Source organism: Alkalicaulis satelles (assembly GCF_008630495.1).
Taxonomy (GTDB): Bacteria; Pseudomonadota; Alphaproteobacteria; order Caulobacterales; family Maricaulaceae; genus Oceanicaulis; species Oceanicaulis satelles.
This window is the reverse complement of sequence record NZ_VWOJ01000001.1, coordinates 587,987-609,194: the sequence shown is the minus strand read 5'-3', so window position 1 is coordinate 609,194 and position 21,208 is coordinate 587,987. Positions and strand designations below refer to the sequence as shown.

Sequence of the window (21,208 nt, the reverse complement as noted above, 5' to 3'; positions counted from 1 at the left end):
GGGAGTGAGCATGATGCGTCTGGCGGTAGCGGCGGCGGCGGCCGTGTTGGCGGGTTCGGGGGTTCAGGCGCAGGAGCTGAGCGAGGATGCGCGCGCCCATGCGCGTTCTCTGGCCGATGTGGCGCTGGAGAGCGATCTGGCCTACCGGCTGACCGAATCGCTGACCACCGAGATCGGCCCGCGCCTGGCGGGCACGCCCCAGGAAGCGCGCGCACGCGACTGGGCGGTGGAGATGTTCACCGAGCTCGGCTTTGAGAATGTGCGCGTGGAATACTTCCCCATGGATTTGTGGACGCGCGGCCATTCCATTTTCGAGGAAGTGGCCATCACCCATCCCTATCCCCAGGAGCTCTACGCCACCTCGCTGGGTGGCGCGGCGGCCACGCCCGAAGGCGGGCTGGAGGCCGAGATCGTCTTCTTCGACAGCTTTGATGACCTCCTGGAGTTTGACGGCGCGGAGGACGCGCTGGAAGGCAAGCTGGTCTTCGTCAATGACCGCATGACCGCCACGCGCACCGGCGAGGGTTATGGCTGGGCCAATCGCAAGCGCACCCAAGGCTGGGTGCAGGCGGAAAACCGCGGCGCGGCCGGGCTGCTGATCCGGTCTGTGGGCACCTCGTCCCACCGCTTCGCCCATACCGGCATGATGAGCTTTCCCGCCCAGCGCCTGCCGGACATTCCTGCGCTGGCGGTCTCCGCCCCGGACGCCGACCAGATCGAGCGCATCCATGCGTCGGGCGAGACCATGCGCGTGGCGCTGCGCACCTATGCCGGCTGGCGCGGCGAGGTGGCCAGCGGCAATGTGATCGCCGAAATCACCGGCGCCGGGGCGCCTGAGGAAATCGTCATCATCGGGGCGCACCTGGACAGCTGGGACACCGGCACCGGCGCGCTGGACGACGGGGCGGGCGTGGGCATCGTCACGGCGGCGGCGCGCCTGATCATGGAGGCGGGCGTGCGCCCGCGCCGCACCATCCGCGTGGTGCTGTTCGGGGCCGAGGAAGTCGGCCTTGTCGGCGCGCGCGCCTATGCCTCGGCGCGTCAGGAAGACGGCACGCTGGACCAGCACATCATCGGCTCGGAATCCGATTTCGGCGCGCGCAAGGTGTGGCGGCTGTCTTCGGGCGTGGGCGAGCATGCCGTGGGCTTTTTCGACGCCATGCAGGAGGAGATGGAATTCCTTGGCATCGAGCGCGGCGGCAATAGTTCGGGCGGCGGACCGGACATGATCCCGCTGGCCGCCATGGGCGTGCCCATGGCGCGCCTGGACCAGGACGGGACGGACTATTTCGAGTTCCACCATACGCCCAATGACACGTTCGACAAGATCGTGCCCGAGGAGCTGGCCCAGAACGTGGCGGCCTGGGCGATGTTCACCTGGTTCCTGGCCGACACCGATGTGGACTTCCGCGCCCGCCCGGAGACGGAGGCGGAAGACGCCGCAGAGGGCGAACCGGCGCGATAGTTTCCAACTTGGAAATCCGGTCGTTCGCAAAGCCTTCCTTATTGGCGGGCGCAGCGCCCCCATCTCTCGCCCTGACCGGCCCCGACCGGGCCAGACAGGGAGAGCTTAGAGATGGTCAAAATTCTGCATGTCGCCTCCAGCGCGCGCCTTGAAGATTCTGTCAGCCGCGAGCTGGGCGGGCGCCTGGCCGCTGCGCTGGCGGGGGCTGAGGGCGAGATTGTTCTGCGCGATCTGGCGCGGGATCCGGCCGGCGTTGTGGACAGCGCCTGGGTGGCGGCCAATTTCACCGCGCCCGAAGCGCGTACCGACAGCCACGCCGCATTGCTGGCGGGTTCCGACGTGCTGGTGGCCGAGCTCAAGCACGCCGATCACATCGTCATTGGCGCGCCCATGTATAATTTCTCCATCCCCGCTCCGCTGAAAGCCTGGATCGACCAGGTGGCGCGCGCCAGAGAGACCTTCCGCTATAGCGAGGCCGGGCCGGAGGGGCTGTTGAAAGGCAAGACGGCCTGGCTGGTGGTGGCCAGCGGCGGCGTGCCTGTGGACGGGGAGGCGGACTTTGTCACGCCTTACTTGCGTCATGTGCTGGGCTTTATGGGCATTAACGATGTGCGCGTGATCGACGCCTCGCGCTGGATGTTCCGCACCGAAGCCGAGCGCGCGCAAGTGCTGGACAGCGCGGGCGCCGTGGGCGCGCGCGCGGCGGCTTGAGGCCGGCTCAGGCGGGGCCGGGCCGCCGGTCCCGCTGCGCCAGCGCATCGCGAAGCGCGGTGCGCGTGGTGTCCCAGGCGATGAGTTCGAGGGCGTCTTCGTACGGGACGAAGCGCGCGTCCAGCGCATCATCGCCCGCGCGCGGCGCGCCGCTGATCCAGCGCGCGGCGTAGTCGACCATGACATAGTGCCAGTCAGCCCCAAGGGATTCATACACGCCGATCAGCCCGGTCAGGGCGATCTCCACCCCGGTCTCCTCGCGCACCTCGCGTATCAGGGCCTCCTCCAGCCGTTCGCCGAACTCCACCTTGCCGCCGGGTATGGACCACTCGCCCTGGAAGGGCGGCTTGCCGCGCCGGATCAGCAGCACCTCGCCGCCGCGCCAGATAATGGCGCCGGTGCTGACCACAGGGCGCGCCTTGACGCTCATGTGCGGCGGGCTTTCAGTGCGGGGGCGAGGGAGAGCGCGATGTGCGGGCGGTATGTCATCACCCTGACTGTGGACCAGTTGCGCGCTTTGTTCGAGTGCCAAGACCGGCCCAATCTGCAGCCCAGCTGGAACGCCGCCCCGACCCAGGACCTGCCCGTGGTGCGCCGGGGCGCCGGCGGCCGGGCGCGCCTGACCTGCATACGCTGGGGGCTCGTGCCGCACTGGTCCAGGACCGGGCCGGCGGGCGCCAGGCCCCTGATCAATGCGCGCAGCGAGACCGCAGCGGACAAGCCCACATTCCGCGCCGCGCTCAAACGGCGCCGGGCGCTGATCCCGGCGGACGGGTTTTACGAATGGCGCAGCCTGCCCGGCGGCAAGCAGCCCTGGTACATCACCCGCACCGACGGCGCGCCCCTGGTGTTCGCCGGGCTCTGGGAACGCTGGGGCGAGGGGGCGGACCGCATCGACAGCTTCGCCATCCTGACCCGCCAGGCCGGGCCGGACACCGCCTGGCTGCATGACCGGGTTCCGGTGATGCTGGCGCCCGACGCGTTCCAAACCTGGCTGGATCCGGACACGGACCCCGAACCCTTCTTCGCCCCGCTGGACGAGGGCGCCCTGAGCGCCCGTCCGGTGAGCCGGCGGGTCAATGCGGTGCGCGCCAATGATGCCGGGCTGATCGAGGCCGGGGGCGAAGGGGACGAGTGAGAGTTTTTCGATAACGGGCCGGCATCGAGTCTTATCATCATTATCACCATCCCCCTCCCGGCGCGGCCCGGGCCGCTTTCGGGCCGCCGGATGCTTGCGGGACGGGATGCGCGATGAGCCATGGCGAGGGGCAGTGTACGCGCTGGGATCGCAGGGGCGGATAAGGGGGGCGGGCGATCACCTGAACTCACCCCCACTCCTTGCGCCGGGGAAACGCTAGGGGGAGATGATGCAGATAAACCTTCAAACGCCGCTCACCCCTCACCCTACCCTCTCCCCTCAGGGAGGGGAGAGGAGGCTTGGACGCCGAGTTCTATTCGGAAAGTGCTTGATCCCTGGCTCAAAGGATAAAGCGCGGCGCCAGAAGCCCCCTCTCCCCCATGACCATGGGGGCTGAGCTCACAAAGATTGATCCGGGGGATCAATCGACTGTGCGAAGGATAAAGGTGAGGGGGCGCGGGTCAGTCCGGGCTCGCCTGTTCCCACTGAAACGCCCGAATGCGCGTCAGGGCGGTCTCGATGATCTGGTCGGCGGCCATCAGCGGCGCCTCGTCCAGGGTCAGGTTCCAGAAGCGCATGACCTGCCAGCCGTTCGCTTCCAGAACCGCGGTGCGCCGGGCGTCGGCGGCTTGCTGATCGGCGTGCTGGCCGCCATCGAGCTCAATGATCAGGCGCGCCTCCACACAAGCGAAGTCGGCGATGAAGCCGCAGGCGGGATGCTGGCGGCGAAATTTAAGTCCCTCGGGCCGCTGGCGCAGGAGCGACCACAAGCGCCGCTCGAACCGGGTCATGTCGCGCCGCAGGCGGCGGGCGTTGGCGATGGGCTTGGGGCGGGCCATAAGGCCAGTGTGGCATTGTCTCCTGTGCGGAGAAACACCCCTCACCTCACCTCTCCCCTCTGAAGAGGGGAGAGGAGGCTTCGACGCCGGGTTCTATTCGGAAAAAGCTTGCCCCCTGGCTCTAAGGTGAGGGGGCGCGGGCGATCCCCTGAACTCACCCCCACTCCTTGCGTTTCCCCGGCGTAAGCCGGGGTCTAGGAGAACCGCGGGTCTGGATCCCGACTTGCGCCGGGAAAACGCTGGGGGGATGATGGAGATAAACCTTCAGACGCTGGCGCTCTCACCCCTCACCCTATCCTCTCCCCTCAGGGAGGGGAGAGGGGGCTTGGGCGTTGAGTTTATTTCGAAAATGCAAGCGCCTGGCCCAACCGGATAATGTGCAGCGCCTGAAGCCTCCTCTCCCCCATTCATGGGGGAGAGGTAAGGTGAGGGGGGCGGTCCGTCCGGGCGCCGCCTTCGCCCGTCACGGCGCCGGCTGCACTTCCGGCGCGGTTTCGATCACGTCGGAGGCGTCGGTGGTGAGGTCTTCGAGGACTTCGCCGGTGCGGGTGACGTCGCGGCCGATCCCCTGGATGGTGTTGCAGGCGCTCAGCGCCAGGAACGAACCGGCCAGCAGCGTGGCGGCGGCGATGCGTAAAGCGCAGGTCATGGCGTGTCTTTTCCGTGTTGAATGATTCCCGCCTGGCACAGTAGCGCGAGGCGGTGACGGTTTCATCCGTAATGCGGCGCTTCAGTCGCGATAGTCCTCAGGCGCGCGCAGGTCGAACACCGGCTGGTCATTGAAGAACGCGGCGTCTTCAGCCTCGTGGCAGGACTGGCAGCTGTAATGGGCGCGTTCGAAACCCGCCCAGGCGCTGGCCAGCGTGCGCTCTTCAAGCAGCTCGCGCACTTCGCCATGCTCTGAATCCAGGAACATCGCCCGGGCGTTGGCGGCGCGGCCGGGGCGGCGCTCGATCCCGCGCGCGGTGGCGTCGCCAATCTTGTCCCAGTGATAGAGCGCCAGCTCGAAATTCTCCCGGCTGATGGCCTCGTGCATGCGCTCATAGCGCTCGCCCACCTCCCACATGGACTGGCTGAAGCCGCCAAGCTGGGACTGCAGGCGCGCGAAGCGTTCGGTGTCGCCAGCCTGATTGTGCAGCCAGTCATTCGGGCCGGTTTCGGCCGGCGGCTCGGTTCCAGTCTCGTTGCAGGCGGCGATGAGCAAGAGGCTGGCGGTGAGGGCGGTCAGGCGCAAATGGGTCATGAAGATCTCTGGATGGCTGGGTGACAAGGGTTTGATTTCAAGGCGTCCAGCCTAGCGTGTTCGCCGCCCCGAATGCAAAAAGGCCCGGCGCAGGGGCCGGGCCTTCTCACCGTGTTCAGGCGATCGGTCTACCAGATGCGCACGCGCTGGTCGCTGGGGATGTAGAGCTCGTGCTCCTCGGTGATGCCGAACGCGTCGTACCAGGCGTCCAGATTGCGCACCACGCCATTGACCCGGTACATGCCCGGCGAGTGCGGCCCGCGGGCCAGCTGGGCGCGCAGGGCGTCCTCGCGGAACAGGGTGCGCCACACCTGCGCCCAAGCCAGGAAGAAGCGCTGATCGCCGGTAAAGCCGTTGATCACCGGCGGCTCGCCATCGGGATAATTGGCGGCGGCGTAGTTGCGATAGGCCTCATAGGCCATCTGCATGCCGCCCAGATCGCCGATATTCTCGCCCAGGGCCACCCGGCCGTTCACGCAGGCGTCCTCGAACGGGCAGAACTCATTATACTGCTCCACCAGGCGGTCCGAGCGCTCCACGAAGCGCTCATTGGTCTCTGCCGTCCACCAGTCGCGGATGCGCCCCTCGGCGTCGAAGCGGCGGCCATTATCGTCAAAGCCGTGGCCGATCTCGTGGCCGATCACCGCGCCGATGGCGCCGTAATTCATCGCCGCATCGGCATGCATGTCGAAGAAGGGCGCCTGCAGGATGCCGGCGGGGAAGGTGATCTGGTTCATCAACGGGCTATAGCTGGCGTTGACGATTTGCGGCGGCCATCCCCAGCGGCGCCGGTCCACCGGATCGGGGAAGCGGCGCAGCTGTTCGTCCCAGGCGAAATCGCTCATGCGCATGCGATTGCCGAAATAGTCGCCCGCGCGCAGCTCCAGCCCGTCAAATTCGTTCCAGACTTCGGGATAGCCGATGCGCGGCTCGAAGGCGGACAGCTTGGTCAGCGCTTCTTCGCGGGTCTCGTCATCCATCCAGTCCAGACGCTCGAGACGGCCGCGGAAGCCCTCGGTCAGATTGGTGATGAGCTCGTCCATCTGGCGGCTGGCTTCGGGCGGATAATAGCGCTCCACATAGACCTGGCCGACCAGATGGCCGAGCGCGCCATTGACCAGCTGCACGCCGCGCAGCTCGCGCTCGCGCTGCTCTTCCACGCCCGACAGGGTGCGCGAGAAGAAGTCGAAATTGGCCTGGTCGAATGCGGCGGGGAGCCAGCTGGCGCGGTCTGACAGGAAGTGGAAGCTCAGCCAGGCTTTGAGCGTTTCCACATCGGTGCTGGCGATCACCTCGCCTGCGCCGGTGATGGCGCTGGGCTGGGCGACGATGATCTCGCCGTCCGCCGGCAGGCCGCGCGCCTCCAGCGCCCGGTCCAGATGGAGGCCCGGCGCCAGTTCGAAGAACTCCGCCGTGCTCATGCGGTTATTGGTCAGCGAGACGTCGCGCGAATCCTCGCGGGTCCAGTGCGCCTCGGCCAGTGCGGTCTCCAGCGCCAGGATGGCCTGGGCCATGTCCGGCCCGCCGGGCAGGCCGGCCAGTTCGAAAATCTGTCCGATATAGGCCAGATAGGCCTCGCGGTAATCGGGGAAGCGGCCGGTGTCGAGCAGGTAATAGTCGCGGGTGGGCAGGCCCAGCCCGGACTGGCCCGAGCGCATGATATAACGGCTGGGATCTTCCGGGTCGGCGCTGATGAAGACCGAGTAGGGCGCATGGTATGGCCGCTGGGCCATCAGGGCGGCGGCGTCCTCATGGCTGGAGATCGCCGCAATCGCGTTGAGATAGGGCAGGGCGGGGGCCAGGCCCGCCTCTTCGATCGCTTCGGCATCCATCCAGCTGGCGAACAGATCGGCGATCATCTGCTCGTTGGAGCCCTCCGGCCCGCCATGCTCGGCGGCGTCCAGGATGATGGAGCGCACCTGCTGCTCGACTTCCAGCGAGAGCATGTCGAACACGCCATAGCGCGCCCGGTCGGACGGGATTTCGGTGCGTTCGTCCCAGGCGCCGTTGGCGAAGGCGTAGAAATCGTCACCCGGATGCACCGACCGGTCCATGCCGGTCTCGTCAAAACCGAAATCGCCAAATCGCGGCGCGTCGGCGAAGGCCGCGCTGCTGGCGCCCAGCGCCAGACCGGCGGCGCCGGCCATAAGCCACTTGATCATATCGTCCTCCCATCGAGCGCGCGCCGGCTGGCGCTTGCAAAGTCTGACAGCGTGACGCTACAGCGCGGGTCTCGCGGGCGGAACCGGCTGCAGCGATCACGGATGCGTCATTCGGCGGGCTGTGGCGCGGTATCGCCGCCGGGACGCTGGCGCGCGCCAGCCTCACCGGGACCGCCGGCCACATCAATACCCTGTGCATCCAGACCGTCCCAGTCCGAGCCGATGCCCGGCACCCGCTCACCGCGCCAAAGGCTCAGCACGCCGCGCTTGATGTCCACGCCCATGGCGTAGAGCGCGGGCACGAAGAACAGGGTCAGGAACAGGGCGAAGACAACGCCGAACCCGATCGCCACCACCATGGGCTTGAGGAACTGGGCCTGGGTGGAGCGCTCGGCCATCATGGGCAGAATGCCCAGGAAGGTGGTCAGCGTGGTCAGAAGGATCGGGCGGAAGCGCTGCACGCCGGTTTCCACCAGCGACTGGAAGGCGCCCACGCCGCGCTCCCTGAGCCGGTTCACGAAGTCGACCATGACCAGATTATTGTTGATCACCACGCCCGCCGCAGCGCCCACCCCGAAGAAGGAGAACAGGGCGATGGGCATGTTGAAGGCCAGGTGTCCGAACACCGCCCCGGCGAAGGCGAAGGGTATCGCCGTCATGATCAGCAGGGGCTGGGCGTAAGAGCGGAAGGCGATGGCCAGCAGCACATACATGGAGCCCATCACCAGGATCTGCAGGATCAGGATTTCCTGCATGAACTGGGCCTGGCCCTCCACATCGCCCAGCGCGCCTTCGGTGACGCCAGGGTGGCGCTCCTTCCATTCGGGGAAGAAATTCTCCCGCAGGTCGCGGCGGATATCGCCTGCTGCGTCCGGATCGGACAGCTGGGCGCTGACGGTGACGGTGCGCTGGCGTTCACGCCGGTTGATGCGGCTGATGCCGGGGGCGAACTCCACCTCGGCCACCGAGGCCAGCGGGATTTCGCGTCCATCGGGGGTGCGGATGCGCAGATCGCGCACCGCATCCAGGCTGTCGCGCAGCTCGCGCGGATAGCGCACCATGACGCGCACATCCTCGCCTCCGCGCGGCAGGCGCTGGACCTCGACGCCATAGAAGGCCTGGCGCACCTGACTGGTCACGTCCGCCAGCGTCAGTCCCAGCGCCCGGGCGTCGGGGCGCAGGCTGAAGCGCATTTCCTCGGCCGAGGTCTGCAGATTGTCCACGATGTCATAGGTGGCCGAATAGGTGTGCAGATGCGCCTTCAGGTCGGCCGCCGCCTCGCGCAGCACGTCCAGATCAGGATGATTGACCGCGAACTGGACGCCGGTGATGTTTTCCGAAATCGTGAAGTCGAAATCGATTTCCTCGGCGTCCGGCACGGGCCCCATGGCTTCGCGCAGGGTCTGGGCGATCTCGGACATGGGGATGGGCTGGGGCCGGTCCTCCGGACTGGTTATCTGGATCCAGGCGCGCACCGAAGACTGGTTGGCGATCACCGCGGCGCCCTGCACCATGTCAAAGCCCGGGAAACGCTCGGCGTAATGGTCATTGAGCTGAACGGCGGCGCGCTCCAGCTGGGTGCGCACGTCCTCAAGCCGGCTCCAGGGCGCGCCTTCGGGCAGGGTGATGTTCACCTGCACCAGCTCGTTCTCCACTTCGGGCATGAAGCGGAAGGGCACATAGCCGGTATTCATCAGCATGATGGCCAGGGTGAACATCATGACGAAGGCCAGCACGGTGAAGTATCGCATCCGGATGGCCAGCGCCAGCACCGGGGCGTAGACCCGGCGCGCAAAGGTCACCAGTCCCTCCGAAATGGCGCGCTGCGTGCGCAGCAGCGGGCCGAAAGCGCCGTCCAGGCGCTGCGGTTTCAGGTGTGACAGGTGAGAGGGCAGGATCAGCAGAGCCTCGATCAGGGAGAAGGTCAGCGCCGCAATCACCACCAGCGAGATCTGGCGGGTGAACTGCACTTCGGGACCGCTCAGCAGCATCCAGGGCGCAAACGCCATCATGGTGGTGATGACCGCGAACAGGACGGGCTTGGCCACCATCTGCACGCCCACCACGGCCGCGGTCAGGCCGCGCTCGCCGCGTTCAACCCGGGTATGGATATTCTCCCCCACGATAATCGCGTCATCGACCACCACCCCGATCACGATCAGGAAGGCGAACAGGGAGAGCATGTTCAGCGTCACGCCCAGCATGGGCAGCAGGAGCAGCCCGCCGGCGAAGGCTGTGGCGATGCCCACCGTGACCCAGAAAGCCACGATGGGGCGCAGGAACAGCACCAGCACGATCAGCACCAGGGTCAGGCCGATCATCGCCGAGTTGGAGATGGAGTCCATGCGCGAGTGGTAGGCATCGGACATGTCGAACCAGTTCGACAGGGTCACGCTGGACGGCAGTTCGCCGCGCTTGCGCTCGACATAGCGCTCCATCTGGGCGGACAGCCGCACCACATCGATCTCGCCGGTGGTGCGCACATCGATCAGCACCATGGTCTGGCCGTTGAACGTGCCGGAGAAATCCACATCCACCAGCCCGTCCGTCACCCGCGCCACGTCGCGCACCCGGATGGTCGAGCCGTCGGGCGTCTGGCGGATGATGATATCGCCGAACTGCTCGGCGGTGTCGGCCAGCTGGCGCGAGGTGAGCTGGATGCGCCCCTGGGCCGTGCGCACCGCTCCGGCCGAGGCGTTGAGCGAGGAGGCGCGGATCGCCTGGGCGACCTCGGAGAAGGTCAGGCCATAGCGGCGCAGGGCGTCTTCAGACACCTCGATGGCCACTTCCTCGGGCAGATAGGCCATGGTGTTGACGATCGAGGCCTCGCCCACCTGGGAGCCGATCTCGTCGCGGATTTCGCGCGCCAGGCGCTGAAGTTCGCGCCGGTCCACATCGCCGTGCAGGGCGACCATGTACATTTGCTGCTGGCTCTCCCAGCGCTGCACCACCGGCCTGAACGCGTCTGCGGGCAGGTTGTTGATGGAGTCCACGCGCAGCTTGATCTCGTTGACGAACTCGTTGGCGTCGAGATTGCGCCGGCCCTCGATATTGACGACGCCGCGGCCTTCAAAAGCGGTGGCGGTGATGCGGTTTACGCCCGGCAGATTGGCCACCGCCTCCTCGATGCGCAGGATGATCTGCTCCTCGACCTCCTGGGGCGCGGCGCCGGGCCAGGCCACGGAAACCGAAGCGCCGTTGAACACGCCGGAGGGGAAGACCTCGCGCTGCAGCTGGAGGAAGCCGATAATCCCGCCCACGAAGGCGATGATCATCAGAAGATTGGCGGCGACCGAATTGCGCGCCCACCAGGCCAGTATGCCTTTATGAACGCTCTCGCCGGGACGTTGCACCATGATCTGTCTCCTTCGCGTTCGCGCGTTACTGGCCGGCGGCGGCCACGGGGGACGCCTCTTCATTCGCCGGCGGGGCGGCGTCTGGCTCATCGGCGGGCAAGGGCTCGCCATCGGGGTCCAGAGCGGTCACCGCCATGCCCTGGGAGGCGGCGCGCACGGTGGATGTGATAACCCGGTCTCCAGACTCGATGCCGGAGGCCACCACAACGCGTTCCGGTGTGGAATCGATGACCTGGACGGTGCGGATATCCAGCGTGCCGTCACGCTCGGCCACGAAAATCTGATTGTTTCCACGCAGCGCGCTGCGCGGCAGCACGATCGCATCAGCGATCTCGCGGCCGCGGATCATCGCGTCCACGAACATGCCCACCGCCAGCGGCGCGCCTGCGGCTTCAGCGGCGGCGCCGTAAGGATCGCGCACCTCGACAAAGACGCCCAGCGTGCGGGTCTGGGGATTGATCGCCGCATCGGTGCGCACCACCTGGCCGCGCCATTCGCGCATCACCCCGCCGGACTGGGCGGTGAGCGTCACCTCCGGCGCCGGGCTGGACTCGCTGGCCTGGAAGGCGGTGGGCATGTTCAGCAGGGCGATCTCGCGGTCGCTCAGGGGCAGGCGCACCTGAACGGCGTCGGTTGCGAACACCCGGCCCAGGCGCGCGCCCGGCCCCACGAACTGGCCCAGATCGACCATTTTCTCGCGCACCCGGCCGGCGAAGGGCGCGGAAATGCGCGTGCGCGACAGGTTCAGGCGCGCTTCGGCCAGGCTCGCCTCGGCGGCGGCCAGCTGGGCGCGCGCATCGGCCAGTTGCGGCTCGCGCAAGGTCAGCGGCGTGGCTTCGCCCCGGCCGATGGCCTCCCATTCCTGGCGGGCCAGTTCGGATTCGGCCTGCTCGCGGATCAGGGCCTGGCGGCGCTGGGCCACCTGGGCCTCGGCGCGGGTGACGGCCAGGCGGTAATCCTGGTCTTCGAGCCGCACCAGCACCTCGCCGGCCTCGAAGAAGCCGCCCTGGATGAAGTTGGGGTTCACATACTCCACCCGCCCGCTCACCTGGGCGGTCAGGTCGATCTCGATCAGCGCGGCCACTTCGCCTTGCGTGCGCACATTCAGATTGACCGCGCGGGCTTCGGCCTCGGTGACGAACACCGCAGCCGGGCGCACGTCCTGTTCGGCGCGCTCCGCGCGCGGCGCAAGCATGATCAGCATGGTGAACACGAACAGGGAAATCACGATCAGCAAAATGATCGGAACCCCGAACAGTATGAAACGTCCAACGACCTTACTCATGACCAACCTCGTTTTTTTCGTTTGGACGCGAGCGTCCCCCTGGCCTCTGTCGCGGGCCTGTCTTGCGTATCTACAGTTCGCCCGCCTGGCCGCCCTGTGCGGCGAAGCCGCCGGCTGTGGCCAGATACAGGGCGATGCGGTTATCGACCCGCTCGCGGCGGGCTGTGATCAGCTGACCCTGGGCCTGGGTGGCCCGGGTCTGGGCGTCAATCAGTTCAAAGATCGTGGCCACGCCAGAGGCATACTGGCGCTCCACCAGCTCCAGCGCGGCGTCGGCCTCGGCGGACGCCGCAGCCAGCGCTTCCACGCGCCGCGCCAGGCGCCCATCGGCGCTGAGGGCGTTTTCCACTTCGCGCAGGGCCGTCAGCACGGTTTCGACAAGCCGTGCGGAGGCCTGTTCGGCCAGGGCGGCCTGGCGGTCGCGCTCGGCGCGCAGCTGGCCGCCGCGGAAGACCGGCGCGAGAACGCTGGCCGAGACGATGCGCGTGAGGTTCTGCGCATCGAAGATATCTCCCGGCGAGGCGCCGGTATCGCGCAGTTCCGCCCGCAGGGTCAGACCCGGATAGAGCGCCTTGCGCGCCGCGTCCGCCGAGAAGCCGGCCGCCTGCATGCGCGCTTCGGCGGCGACGATGTCGGGCCGGCGCTGCAACAGGGCTTCGGGCGAACCGGGATCGCCCACAGCGCCCAGCGCCGGCAATCCGCCGTCAATCGCCAGCGCATTGGCCGGGTAGCGGCCCAGCTGGATTTCCAGCGCCCGGGCGGCGGTGTCCACCGCGCGCTCGCGCAGGGCCAACACCGCCTCGCTGGAGGCCAGGGCCGAGCGCGCCGTGCGCAGATCGGACGAGCGCGCCACGCCGCGCTGGAAGCGGCGCTCGACGATATCGGTCTGGCGGGTGCGCGTTTCCACATCCGCCAGGGCCAGGTCGCGCTGCTCGCGCGCCTCGATCAGGCCATACCAGGCTTGCGCGACCCCCGCGGCCACGCTGAGCCGCGCGCCGCGCCAGTCGGCATGCACGGCTTCAGCGGTCAAGGCGCTGGCGCGGGCCTGATCGCTGAGCCGGCCCCACACATCTGCGGTCCAGCTCGCCTCCAGGCCGAGGGAATAGCTCGTGCCGGACTGAGCCGGCGCATCCTGGTCGGTGACCCCGATACGGCCGTCCAGCGAGGGCAGGCGCGCTCCGCCGGCGCCGCGCGCTGCGGCGCGGGCTGCGATCACCCCGGCCCGGGCCGCCGACAGCGAGGGATTGGCCTGCATGGCTTCGTCCACCAGCGCGCTCAGCACCGGGTCCTCGAAGGCGGCGATCCAGTCCTGGGGCGCAGCCGTCACCGTTTCGGGCAGGGCCGCGAAGCGTCCGGGCGCGCCGTCAGGCAGCGCAGCGGCGCCCATGGGCTGGCTGGCGCAAGCCGTTACGGTCAGGGCGGCAAGAAGGGGGGTGGTGCAGCGGATCAAGGTGCAAGGCTCACATCAATGGATTTCAAACCGATGGAGCCTTCCTACCGGCCCCCTCATGAAAGTCAATCAAAATTTATCGAAAAACGAGCAAAATTACTCGAATTACGAAAAATTCATGCCGGTGACAGGCCGGGTTCATTTTGGCGGCCCGCGCCATCCGCCATGATCGGTCATGGCGGTGTTTCGCACCCGTCACACAGGCATGATACCAATTGGCATGGTTGAAGAGCGCACGAATCGCAGACCCTTGAAGTCGCCCGACCGTCCGCGGCGGCGCGATATCGCGCTGACTGCGGGGCTGGGTGTTTTCATCATGGCGGTGCTGGCCCTGTCGGGCGAGATGGAGGCCGGGGTGTTCCTGGCCGGCTCGCTGGCCCTGGCCGGTCTGGCGGCAGTCTACTATCTCACCGCCCTGACCGCTGCCGAGCCCAGCGCGCGCCCGGCCGAGGCCGGCGCCTCATTGCGGCCTGTGGAGATCGATGCCTGCGAGGCGATGCTGGAGCGTTTACCGATCCCGGTTTTGCTGATCGGGCCGGGCGGGCGGATCGAGCGGGCCAATCCGTCTGCGCGCGCCTTTCTGGGGCTGGGGGCGGAGCGGGGGCTGTTGTCCACCGCCCTGCGCCAGCCGCGCGTGCTCGAAGCGGTGAGCGCGGCGCTGCGCGGCGAACGCGGCGCGGCGGTGGAATATTCCACCCTGGCGCCGCTGGAGAGCCATGTGCGCGCCTTTGTGGAGCCGATCCGGCTGGACGTGCCCGGCCCCATGCCGTTCCGGGCCATGCTGGTGCTGGCCGACGACACCTCGTCCAAGCGCGCCGAGCGCATGCGGGCCGACTTCCTGGCCAATGCCAGCCATGAGCTGCGCACGCCGCTGGCCTCGCTCTCGGGCTTTCTCGAGACGCTGCAGGGCCCGGCCCATGACGACGAGGAGGCGCGCGACCGCTTCCTGGCGATCATGAAGGAGCAGACCGAGCGCATGCGCCGCCTCATCGACGACCTGTTGTCGCTCAGCCGGGTGGAGATGAACGAGCATGTGGCGCCCACCGGATCGGTGGAGCTCAATGATCTGGCGCGCGATGTGACCGAGGCGCTGCGCCTGGTGGCCGAGCGCCGGGCGATCACGCTGGAGCTGACGCTGGCCGATACGCCCGCGCAGGTGCGCGGCGATCACGATCAGATCTACGAGGTGGTGGAGAATCTGGTGGAGAACGCCATCAAGTATTCTCCCGACGGCTCGCAGGTGCGGATATGGGTTGAGGCCCCGCGCACGCGCGACGGCGCCGAGCACATGCCCGAGCGCATGGATCCCCAGTCCGGGCGGCTGACGCTGAGCGCCCCGCCGCTGGACCCGGATGCGCGCTTCGCCGTGGTGCGGGTGCGTGATAACGGGCCGGGCATAGAGCGGCGCTATCTGCCGCGCCTGGCCGAGCGGTTTTTCCGGGTGGACGGCCAGAAGAGCGGCCCCACCGCGGGCACGGGTCTGGGCCTGGCCATCGTCAAGCATATCGTCAGCCGTCATCGCGGCGGCTTCACGGTGGAGAGCGCCCCGGGCGCGGGATCGGTGTTTTCCGCCTTCTTCATGCTGGCGCCGGCCCAGGCCACGGCGCCGCCCGCGCCCCCTTCCGGGACCGGTCCTGTGGAACAAACCGCTGGCGCTGTCACAAAAGTGTAGTGCGAGTGTCATAATCGGGTGACCGAGACCGCGCATGGTCCGCCGCTAATGGCGGCAAGGGCGCCGGGCGGGCTGGCCGGGACAGGCTGGCGGCCCCGGCGCCGGAAAAGATCATGCAGATTTCTGTCCTTGTGGCGCTGACGCTTCTTGTGCTGATCGCCTTCGGTTTCCTGACCGGGCGGCGCCGGGCCCTGTCCGTGCGCGCCCAGGGCGGGCCGCGCCTGCATTCGCTGCCCAATTATTACGGGTATTACATCGCCCTGTGGACCGGCGGGCCGGCGCTGGTGCTGCTGGCGGCCTATGGCGCGTTCGGGTCAGGCCTGGTCAACACGCTGGCCATGAGCCAGCTGGAGCGCGAGGCCGCGCCCCTGATCGCCGAGTTTGAGCGCCAGCTGGATGCGGACGCGCAGATTATCGCGCTGCTCGAAGAAGCCGCCGAGGCGGATGCGGACGCCATGGAGGCGCGCGAGGCGATCACCCGCGCGCGCGATTCCGGGCTGGATCCGCAAGCCTTTCAGGGCGCGCTGGCCGGACACACCACCCGCCTGACCGAGATCGGCGCGCGCCTGGACCAGCGCCGCGGCGAGATCGCCCGCTCGGTCGCCGCCCGCGCCCCGTCCAGTGATGCAGGCATCCGCGCGCGCTCAGGGTTCGAGTTCTGGAACAGTCCGCGCGAGCGCCGCGAGCTGTTCCTGGCCGATGCGCGCGCCATTGCGTTCGGGGAAGGGCTGGCCAGCCGCAACACGCCCGAACTGCGCGCCGCCGCACTGGCGATGCGCCCGGTGGAGGATATTTTCCGCTGGTCGGTGGCCGCCCTGGTGCTGTCCATGGCCGTGGGCGGGCTGGCCTGGGGGCGGTCACGGGTGAAAGCCTCGTTCCGTGCCCGCAACCGGGTGGAGGCGGCGATCAGCGGGCTTTTGATGTTCGCCTCGATCATCGCCATCCTGACCACGCTGGGCATCGTGTTCTCGCTTTTGTTTGAATCGCTGCGTTTCTTCGCCTCCATCGGCTGGCGGGTGGGCGATTTCCTGTTCGGCCTGCAGTGGAGCCCGCAAATCGCCATCCGCGCCGACCAGATCGGCCAGTCGGGCGCGTTCGGCGCGGCGCCGCTGTTCGCCGGCACGGCGCTGATCACGGTCATCGCCATGTCGGTGGCGGTGCCGGTGGGGCTGTTTTCCGCCATCTACATGTCCGAATACGCCAGCAAGCGCGTGCGCGCGGTGGCCAAGCCGATCCTGGAAGTGCTCGCCGGCGTGCCCACCGTGGTCTACGGCTTCTTCGCGCTGCTCACAGTGGGCCCGTTCCTGCGCGATTTCGCCCTGTTCCTGGGCTATGAGGACGCGGTCACCCAGAGCGCCCTGTCGGCGGGCCTGGTGATGGGGGTGATGATCATCCCCTTCGTGTCGTCTTTGTCGGACGATGTGATCAACGCCGTGCCCCAGTCCCTGCGCGACGGCGCCTACGCCATGGGGGCCACCAAGTCCGAAACCATCCGCCATGTGGTGCTGCCCGCCGCCCTGCCAGGGATTGTCGGCGCGGTGCTGCTGGGCGTGTCGCGCGCCATTGGCGAGACCATGATCGTGGTGATGGCCGCCGGGCAGGGCGCCAATCTCACCGCCAACCCGCTGGAATCGGTGACCACCATCACCGTGCAGATCGTCACCCTGCTCACCGGCGACCAGGAGTTCGACAGCTCCAAGACGCTGGCCGCCTTCGCGCTGGGTCTGGTGCTGTTCGTCCTCACCCTCATGCTCAACATCATCGCGCTGCGCGTGGTGCAACGGTTCCGGGAACGCTATGAATAGACCGGCATCCATCCGCACCGCCGTGGAGGCGCGCCTGGCGCGCCGGCACCGGGCCGAGCGCCGCTTCCAGTTCTATGGCGCCGCTGCGATCTGCCTGGCGGTGGCGTTCCTGGCGCTTCTGATCGGCTCGATCCTGATCCAGTCGGTTCCGGCCATGACCACCTGGCGCATGACGCTTCAGGTGGAGCTGGACCGCGCCGCCATCGATCCGCGCGGGGATATGAGCGAGGCCTCGCTGCGCCGGGGCGGGTACAATGCCGCCATCCAGCAGGCCCTGCGCGACCAGTTCCCGGACGTGGAGGACCGCGCCGAGCTGCGCGAGCTGTTCGGTCTGTATTCCTCGGTCAATGCTGCGCGCCTGCTCAACCGGGTGGTCCAGGACCCGTCCCTGGTGGGCGGGACCGTGAGCTTCACCTTCCCCATCGATGATGACGCCGATCTTTATCTCAAGGGCGTGTCGGTGCGTGAAAGCCGCGCGCCCGGCCCGGCGCCGGTGCGCATCCAGGCGGGCGAGGGGCGGGCGGTCACCTTGAGCGCTGAGGCGCGGGTGTTCGACGCCTTCGTCGATGATGTGCGCGAGGCGGCGCGCGAGCGCGCCCGCATCCTGGAGCAACGCGCCGAGCGGGCCGAGGCTGCGCTCGCCGACGCCATCGACCGCGATATCCGCGCCATTTACGAGGCCGAGGCCCGGCGCGCGCGCGCCCAGGCCGAGCGCCTGCGCGACCGGCTGGACGAGGGCGCGCCGGTGGTGATCGGCCCGCAAATCCCCAGCCTGCTGGTGCAGGTCGATGGCGCGGTGATCCGCGTCAGCGATGTCAGCGCCGACCGGCGCAGCGCCCGGGGCGAAATGGTGATCAGCGCGCCGCTGGGCGAAGCCGCCCATTCAGACTGGACGTTGTGGACCATCGAGACGCCCCAGGCCGGACGCCTGATCAGCGACCGCCAGATCGCCTGGGTTGATGCGCTGCGCGAGCGCGGCATGACCCGCAGCGGCTTCAATACCGAGCTGTTCACCTATGCCGACAGCCGCGAGCCGGAGCTGGCGGGTGTTCTGGGCGCGCTGATCGGCTCGGTGCTGACCATGTTCGTGACCATGCTGCTGGCGGTGCCCATCGGGGTGGGGGCGGCGATCTATCTGGAAGAGTTTGCGCCGAAAAACCGCATCACCCAGCTGATCGAGGTCAATATCAATAATCTGGCCGCCGTGCCCTCCATCGTGTTCGGCCTTCTGGGCCTGGCGGTGTTCATCAACACGTTCGGCCTGCCGCGATCGGCGCCGCTGGTGGGCGGCATCGTGCTGGCGCTGATGACCCTGCCCACCGTGATCATTTCGTCGCGCGCCGCGCTGAAGGCCGTGCCGCCCTCCATCCGCGAGGCGGCGCTGGGCGTGGGCGCTTCAAAAACCCAGGCGGTGTTCCATCATGTCCTGCCGCTGGCCGCGCCGGGCATTCTGACCGGCTCCATCATCGGCCTGGCCCAGGCGCTGGGCGAGACCGCGCCGCTTTTGATGATCGGCATGGTGGCCTTCATCGCCGATGCGCCGTCGCTGGGCCTGGCCGGCTTTACCGAGCCGTCCACCGTGATGCCGGTGCAGATCTTCCTCTGGTCGTCTGCGGCCGAACGCGCCTTCGAGGCGCGCACCGCGGCGGCGATCCTTGTCCTGCTTACCTTGATGGTGAGCCTCAATGCGGCTGCGATCTATCTGCGCCGCCGGTTTGAACGCAGGTGGTGACCATGGCCTATGACGCCCAACCCGCACCGGCCACGGTGTATCATCCCGCCCCTGCGGGCATGAATATCAAGGTCGCCGCCAGCGATCTGTCGGTGCGCTATGGCGGCGCGCTGGCGCTGGACCGTGTCGCGATGGACATCCCCGACCGGTCGGTGACCGCCTGCATCGGCCCGTCGGGTTGCGGCAAGTCCACCTTCCTGCGCTGCATCAACCGGATGAACGACACCATCGAAACGGCGCGCGTGTCCGGCTCCATCAGGATTGACGGAGAGGAGGTCAATGACCGCTCCATCGATCCGGTGCTGCTGCGCGCGCGGGTGGGCATGGTGTTCCAGAAGCCCAACCCGTTCCCCAAATCCATCTATGAAAACGTGGCTTACGGTCCGCGCATCCACGGCCTGGCCGCCAGCAAGGACGAGCTGGACGCCATTGTGGAGACCAGCCTGACCAAGGCGGGGCTGTGGAAAGAGGTGGCCGACCGGCTGCACCAGCCGGGCACCTCGCTCTCGGGCGGCCAGCAGCAGCGCCTGGTCATCGCGCGCGCCATTGCGGTCAATCCCGAAGTCATCCTGATGGACGAGCCGTGCTCGGCGCTGGACCCCATCGCCACGGCGCGCATCGAGGAGCTGATCGACGAGCTGCGCGAGAACTACGCCCTGATCATCGTCACCCACTCCATGGCCCAGGCCGCGCGGGTGTCGCAGATGACCGCCTTCTTCCATCTCGGCGCGCTCGTGGAATACGGGCCGACCGAGGAGATATTCACCAATCCGCGCGACCAGCGCACCCAGGATTACATCACCGGGCGCTTCGGCTAGGCCGTTCGAAGCGCAGCTAACCGGTCACCGCCGGCCGTTTGAAAGGCACCGCTCATGACCAATCAGGTCAAGGCGCCGCATATCGTCAAAGCGTTTTCCGAAGAGCTCGAGCAGCTCTCAGCGGACGTGGCCGCCATGGGCGGTCTGGCCGAGAGTCTGGTCAGCGACGCGCTGGAAGCGGCCGCCACCCGGGACGGCGATCTGGCCGCCGGGGTGGTGGCGCGCGACGCCCAGGTCGACGCCATGCAGCGCGATATCGAAAAGAAGATCATCCGGCTTCTGGCCCTGCGCCATCCCATCGCCCAGGATCTGCGCGTGTGCATCGCGGCGCTGAAGATCGTCACCGATCTGGAACGCGTGGGCGATCTGGCCAAGTCCATCGCCCGGCGCGTGCCCGCCCTCAATGACAGCGAACCCACCGCCTTCGCCGCCTCGGTGGACCGGATGGGCAAGCTGGTGCTCAGCCATATGCATGAAGTGCTCGACGCCTATGTCACCGGCGAGACGGCCCGCGCCGTCGCGGTATGGGAGCGTGATGACGATGTGGACGAGCATTACAATGCGCTGTTCCGCGAGCTGGTGCGCGCCATGCGCGATGATCACGTCATGATCGGTCCGGGCGCGCATTTGCTGTTCATCGCCAAGAATCTGGAGCGTATCGGCGATCACGCCACCAATATCGCCGAGGTGATCCACTATCTGGTGACAGGCCGGGAGCTGGCGTCCGAGCGCCCGCGCGGGCCGCGTCCCGAACAGTCAGCCTGAGGGGGCCTGATATGCAGCCGCATGTTCTGATCGTCGAGGATGAGGACGCCCTGTCCGAGCTTCTCCAGTACAATCTGAAAAAAGAAGGCTTCCGCGTCTCGGTCGCCGCCGATGGCGAGGAGGCGCTGATGCTGGTGGAGGAACGCCAGCCCGACGTGGTGCTGCTGGACTGGATGCTGCCGAAAATCTCCGGCATCGAGGTGTGCCGGCGCCTGCGCGGGCGTCAGGAAAGCCGCAATCTGCCGATCATCATGCTCACCGCGCGCGGCGAGGAAGCCGACCGCATCCGGGGGCTCGACACCGGCGCGGATGATTACATCGTCAAGCCCTTCCTGATGAAGGAGCTGTTTGCGCGGGTGCGCGCGGTGCTGCGCCGCATCCGTCCGGGCCTGGCCGAGGACACCGTGCAGTCTGGCGACATCGTCATGGACCGCGTGGCCCACAAGGTGGTGCGGGGCGGTCAGGAGATCCATCTGGGCCCCACCGAATTCCGCCTGCTCGATTACTTCATGCAGCATCCCGGACGGGTGTTCTCGCGCGAGCAATTGCTCGACGCGGTCTGGGGTTCGGACGTGTATGTGGAGACCCGCACCGTGGACGTGCATATCGGCCGGCTGCGCAAGGCGCTCAACAAGGTGGGCGGGACCGATCCCATCCGCACGGTGCGCTCGGCAGGCTATGCGCTCAATCCTGAGGGCTGACACGGCGCGCCCGGGGTGATACCCGCTTGTCCTGAAAGGCCGCGCCGCACGCGGCCTGCAGGAGAA

General features: G+C 67.7%; 17 protein-coding genes. 9 read left to right on the top strand and 8 right to left on the bottom strand.

The genetic code is table 11. The features are described from left to right. Positions 1–10: 10 nt before the first annotated feature. Together F1654_RS02975 and F1654_RS02970 are read left to right on the top strand one after the other, a co-directional pair. Positions 11–1,465: a M20/M25/M40 family metallo-hydrolase gene (locus F1654_RS02975; protein WP_150022004.1), complete on the top strand. Its 1,455-nt coding sequence runs from the start codon at positions 11–13 to the stop codon at positions 1,463–1,465. 111 nt (positions 1,466–1,576) lie between these two features. Then, positions 1,577–2,176 (top strand): FMN-dependent NADH-azoreductase, encoded by a 600-nt coding sequence (locus F1654_RS02970; protein ID WP_150022003.1) that lies wholly within the window; start codon positions 1,577–1,579, stop codon positions 2,174–2,176. 7 nt (positions 2,177–2,183) lie between these two features. Here the strand turns inward: F1654_RS02970 and F1654_RS02965 are convergent, their stop codons facing one another. Beyond that, entirely contained in the window at positions 2,184–2,606 is a 423-nt protein-coding gene (locus tag F1654_RS02965; RefSeq protein WP_150022002.1) for an NUDIX hydrolase, read from the bottom strand. Between the two features lie 39 nt (positions 2,607–2,645). Here F1654_RS02965 and F1654_RS02960 point away from each other — a divergent pair, with 39 nt between their 5' ends. Further along, positions 2,646–3,314, top strand: a complete 669-nt coding sequence (locus tag F1654_RS02960) for an SOS response-associated peptidase (protein ID WP_150022001.1) — start codon at positions 2,646–2,648, stop codon at positions 3,312–3,314. Positions 3,315–3,775: 461 nt separating this feature from the next. Here the strand turns inward: F1654_RS02960 and F1654_RS02955 are convergent, their stop codons facing one another. From F1654_RS02955 to F1654_RS02925, 7 genes are all read right to left on the bottom strand, one after another. Further along, the gene (locus F1654_RS02955) at positions 3,776–4,153 is read right to left on the bottom strand and encodes an endonuclease domain-containing protein (protein ID WP_150022000.1); all 378 of its coding nucleotides are present in this window, start codon (positions 4,151–4,153) and stop codon (positions 3,776–3,778) included. Between the two features lie 463 nt (positions 4,154–4,616). Beyond that, positions 4,617–4,802: a hypothetical protein gene (locus tag F1654_RS02950; RefSeq protein ID WP_150021999.1), complete on the bottom strand. Its 186-nt coding sequence runs from the start codon at positions 4,800–4,802 to the stop codon at positions 4,617–4,619. Between the two features lie 81 nt (positions 4,803–4,883). Further along, entirely contained in the window at positions 4,884–5,396 is a 513-nt protein-coding gene (locus F1654_RS02945; protein WP_150021998.1) for a hypothetical protein, read from the bottom strand. A gap of 128 nt (positions 5,397–5,524) precedes the next feature. Further along, positions 5,525–7,558, bottom strand: coding sequence for a M13 family metallopeptidase (locus tag F1654_RS02940; RefSeq protein WP_233205086.1), 2,034 nt, complete (start codon positions 7,556–7,558; stop codon positions 5,525–5,527). Between the two features lie 107 nt (positions 7,559–7,665). Beyond that, complete coding sequence (locus F1654_RS02935) at positions 7,666–10,914, bottom strand: efflux RND transporter permease subunit (RefSeq protein WP_150021997.1); 3,249 nt, start codon at positions 10,912–10,914, stop codon at positions 7,666–7,668. 25 nt (positions 10,915–10,939) lie between these two features. After that, complete coding sequence (locus F1654_RS02930) at positions 10,940–12,199, bottom strand: efflux RND transporter periplasmic adaptor subunit (RefSeq protein WP_150021996.1); 1,260 nt, start codon at positions 12,197–12,199, stop codon at positions 10,940–10,942. A gap of 70 nt (positions 12,200–12,269) precedes the next feature. Further along, on the bottom strand, positions 12,270–13,649 hold the full coding sequence (locus F1654_RS02925) for an efflux transporter outer membrane subunit (RefSeq protein WP_150021995.1): 1,380 nt from the start codon (positions 13,647–13,649) through the stop codon (positions 12,270–12,272). Positions 13,650–13,899: 250 nt separating this feature from the next. On the opposite strand from F1654_RS02925, the gene F1654_RS02920 reads away from it, so the two are divergent. The 6 genes from F1654_RS02920 (at position 13,900) to phoB (ending at position 21,142) form a co-directional block, all read left to right on the top strand. Beyond that, positions 13,900–15,321: a sensor histidine kinase gene (locus tag F1654_RS02920; RefSeq protein WP_233205085.1), complete on the top strand. Its 1,422-nt coding sequence runs from the start codon at positions 13,900–13,902 to the stop codon at positions 15,319–15,321. Between the two features lie 113 nt (positions 15,322–15,434). After that, positions 15,435–17,126 carry a phosphate ABC transporter permease subunit PstC gene (gene pstC / locus F1654_RS02915; protein WP_150021994.1) on the top strand — a complete coding sequence of 564 codons (1,692 nt, stop codon included), beginning with the start codon at positions 15,435–15,437 and terminating at the stop codon, positions 17,124–17,126. Continuing rightward, complete coding sequence (pstA, locus tag F1654_RS02910) at positions 17,119–18,858, top strand: phosphate ABC transporter permease PstA (protein ID WP_150021993.1); 1,740 nt, start codon at positions 17,119–17,121, stop codon at positions 18,856–18,858. The genes pstC and pstA overlap by 8 nt, the downstream gene beginning before the upstream one ends. A 2-nt stretch (positions 18,859–18,860) precedes the next feature. Beyond that, on the top strand, positions 18,861–19,676 hold the full coding sequence (gene pstB, locus F1654_RS02905; RefSeq protein ID WP_150021992.1) for a phosphate ABC transporter ATP-binding protein PstB: 816 nt from the start codon (positions 18,861–18,863) through the stop codon (positions 19,674–19,676). Positions 19,677–19,730: 54 nt separating this feature from the next. After that, positions 19,731–20,441, top strand: coding sequence for a phosphate signaling complex protein PhoU (gene phoU / locus F1654_RS02900; protein ID WP_150021991.1), 711 nt, complete (start codon positions 19,731–19,733; stop codon positions 20,439–20,441). A gap of 11 nt (positions 20,442–20,452) precedes the next feature. Continuing rightward, on the top strand, positions 20,453–21,142 hold the full coding sequence (gene phoB / locus F1654_RS02895; protein ID WP_150021990.1) for a phosphate regulon transcriptional regulator PhoB: 690 nt from the start codon (positions 20,453–20,455) through the stop codon (positions 21,140–21,142). Positions 21,143–21,208 lie beyond the last annotated feature (66 nt).

Excerpts from the sequence above, each read along its gene's own strand:
- F1654_RS02935 (WP_150021997.1), bottom strand. The coding sequence starts at position 10,914 with ATGGTGCAACGTCCCGGCGAGAGCGTTCATAAAGGCATACTGGCCTGG.
- pstC (WP_150021994.1), top strand. The coding sequence starts at position 15,435 with ATGCAGATTTCTGTCCTTGTGGCGCTGACGCTTCTTGTGCTGATCGCC.
- F1654_RS02975 (WP_150022004.1), top strand. The coding sequence starts at position 11 with ATGATGCGTCTGGCGGTAGCGGCGGCGGCGGCCGTGTTGGCGGGTTCG.
- F1654_RS02970 (WP_150022003.1), top strand. The coding sequence starts at position 1,577 with ATGGTCAAAATTCTGCATGTCGCCTCCAGCGCGCGCCTTGAAGATTCT.
- phoB (WP_150021990.1), top strand. The coding sequence starts at position 20,453 with ATGCAGCCGCATGTTCTGATCGTCGAGGATGAGGACGCCCTGTCCGAG.
- pstB (WP_150021992.1), top strand. The coding sequence starts at position 18,861 with ATGGCCTATGACGCCCAACCCGCACCGGCCACGGTGTATCATCCCGCC.
- F1654_RS02950 (WP_150021999.1), bottom strand. The coding sequence starts at position 4,802 with ATGACCTGCGCTTTACGCATCGCCGCCGCCACGCTGCTGGCCGGTTCG.
- pstA (WP_150021993.1), top strand. The coding sequence starts at position 17,119 with ATGAATAGACCGGCATCCATCCGCACCGCCGTGGAGGCGCGCCTGGCG.
- F1654_RS02955 (WP_150022000.1), bottom strand. The coding sequence starts at position 4,153 with ATGGCCCGCCCCAAGCCCATCGCCAACGCCCGCCGCCTGCGGCGCGAC.
- F1654_RS02960 (WP_150022001.1), top strand. The coding sequence starts at position 2,646 with ATGTGCGGGCGGTATGTCATCACCCTGACTGTGGACCAGTTGCGCGCT.
- phoU (WP_150021991.1), top strand. The coding sequence starts at position 19,731 with ATGACCAATCAGGTCAAGGCGCCGCATATCGTCAAAGCGTTTTCCGAA.
- F1654_RS02945 (WP_150021998.1), bottom strand. The coding sequence starts at position 5,396 with ATGACCCATTTGCGCCTGACCGCCCTCACCGCCAGCCTCTTGCTCATC.
- F1654_RS02930 (WP_150021996.1), bottom strand. The coding sequence starts at position 12,199 with ATGAGTAAGGTCGTTGGACGTTTCATACTGTTCGGGGTTCCGATCATT.
- F1654_RS02940 (WP_233205086.1), bottom strand. The coding sequence starts at position 7,558 with ATGATCAAGTGGCTTATGGCCGGCGCCGCCGGTCTGGCGCTGGGCGCC.
- F1654_RS02965 (WP_150022002.1), bottom strand. The coding sequence starts at position 2,606 with ATGAGCGTCAAGGCGCGCCCTGTGGTCAGCACCGGCGCCATTATCTGG.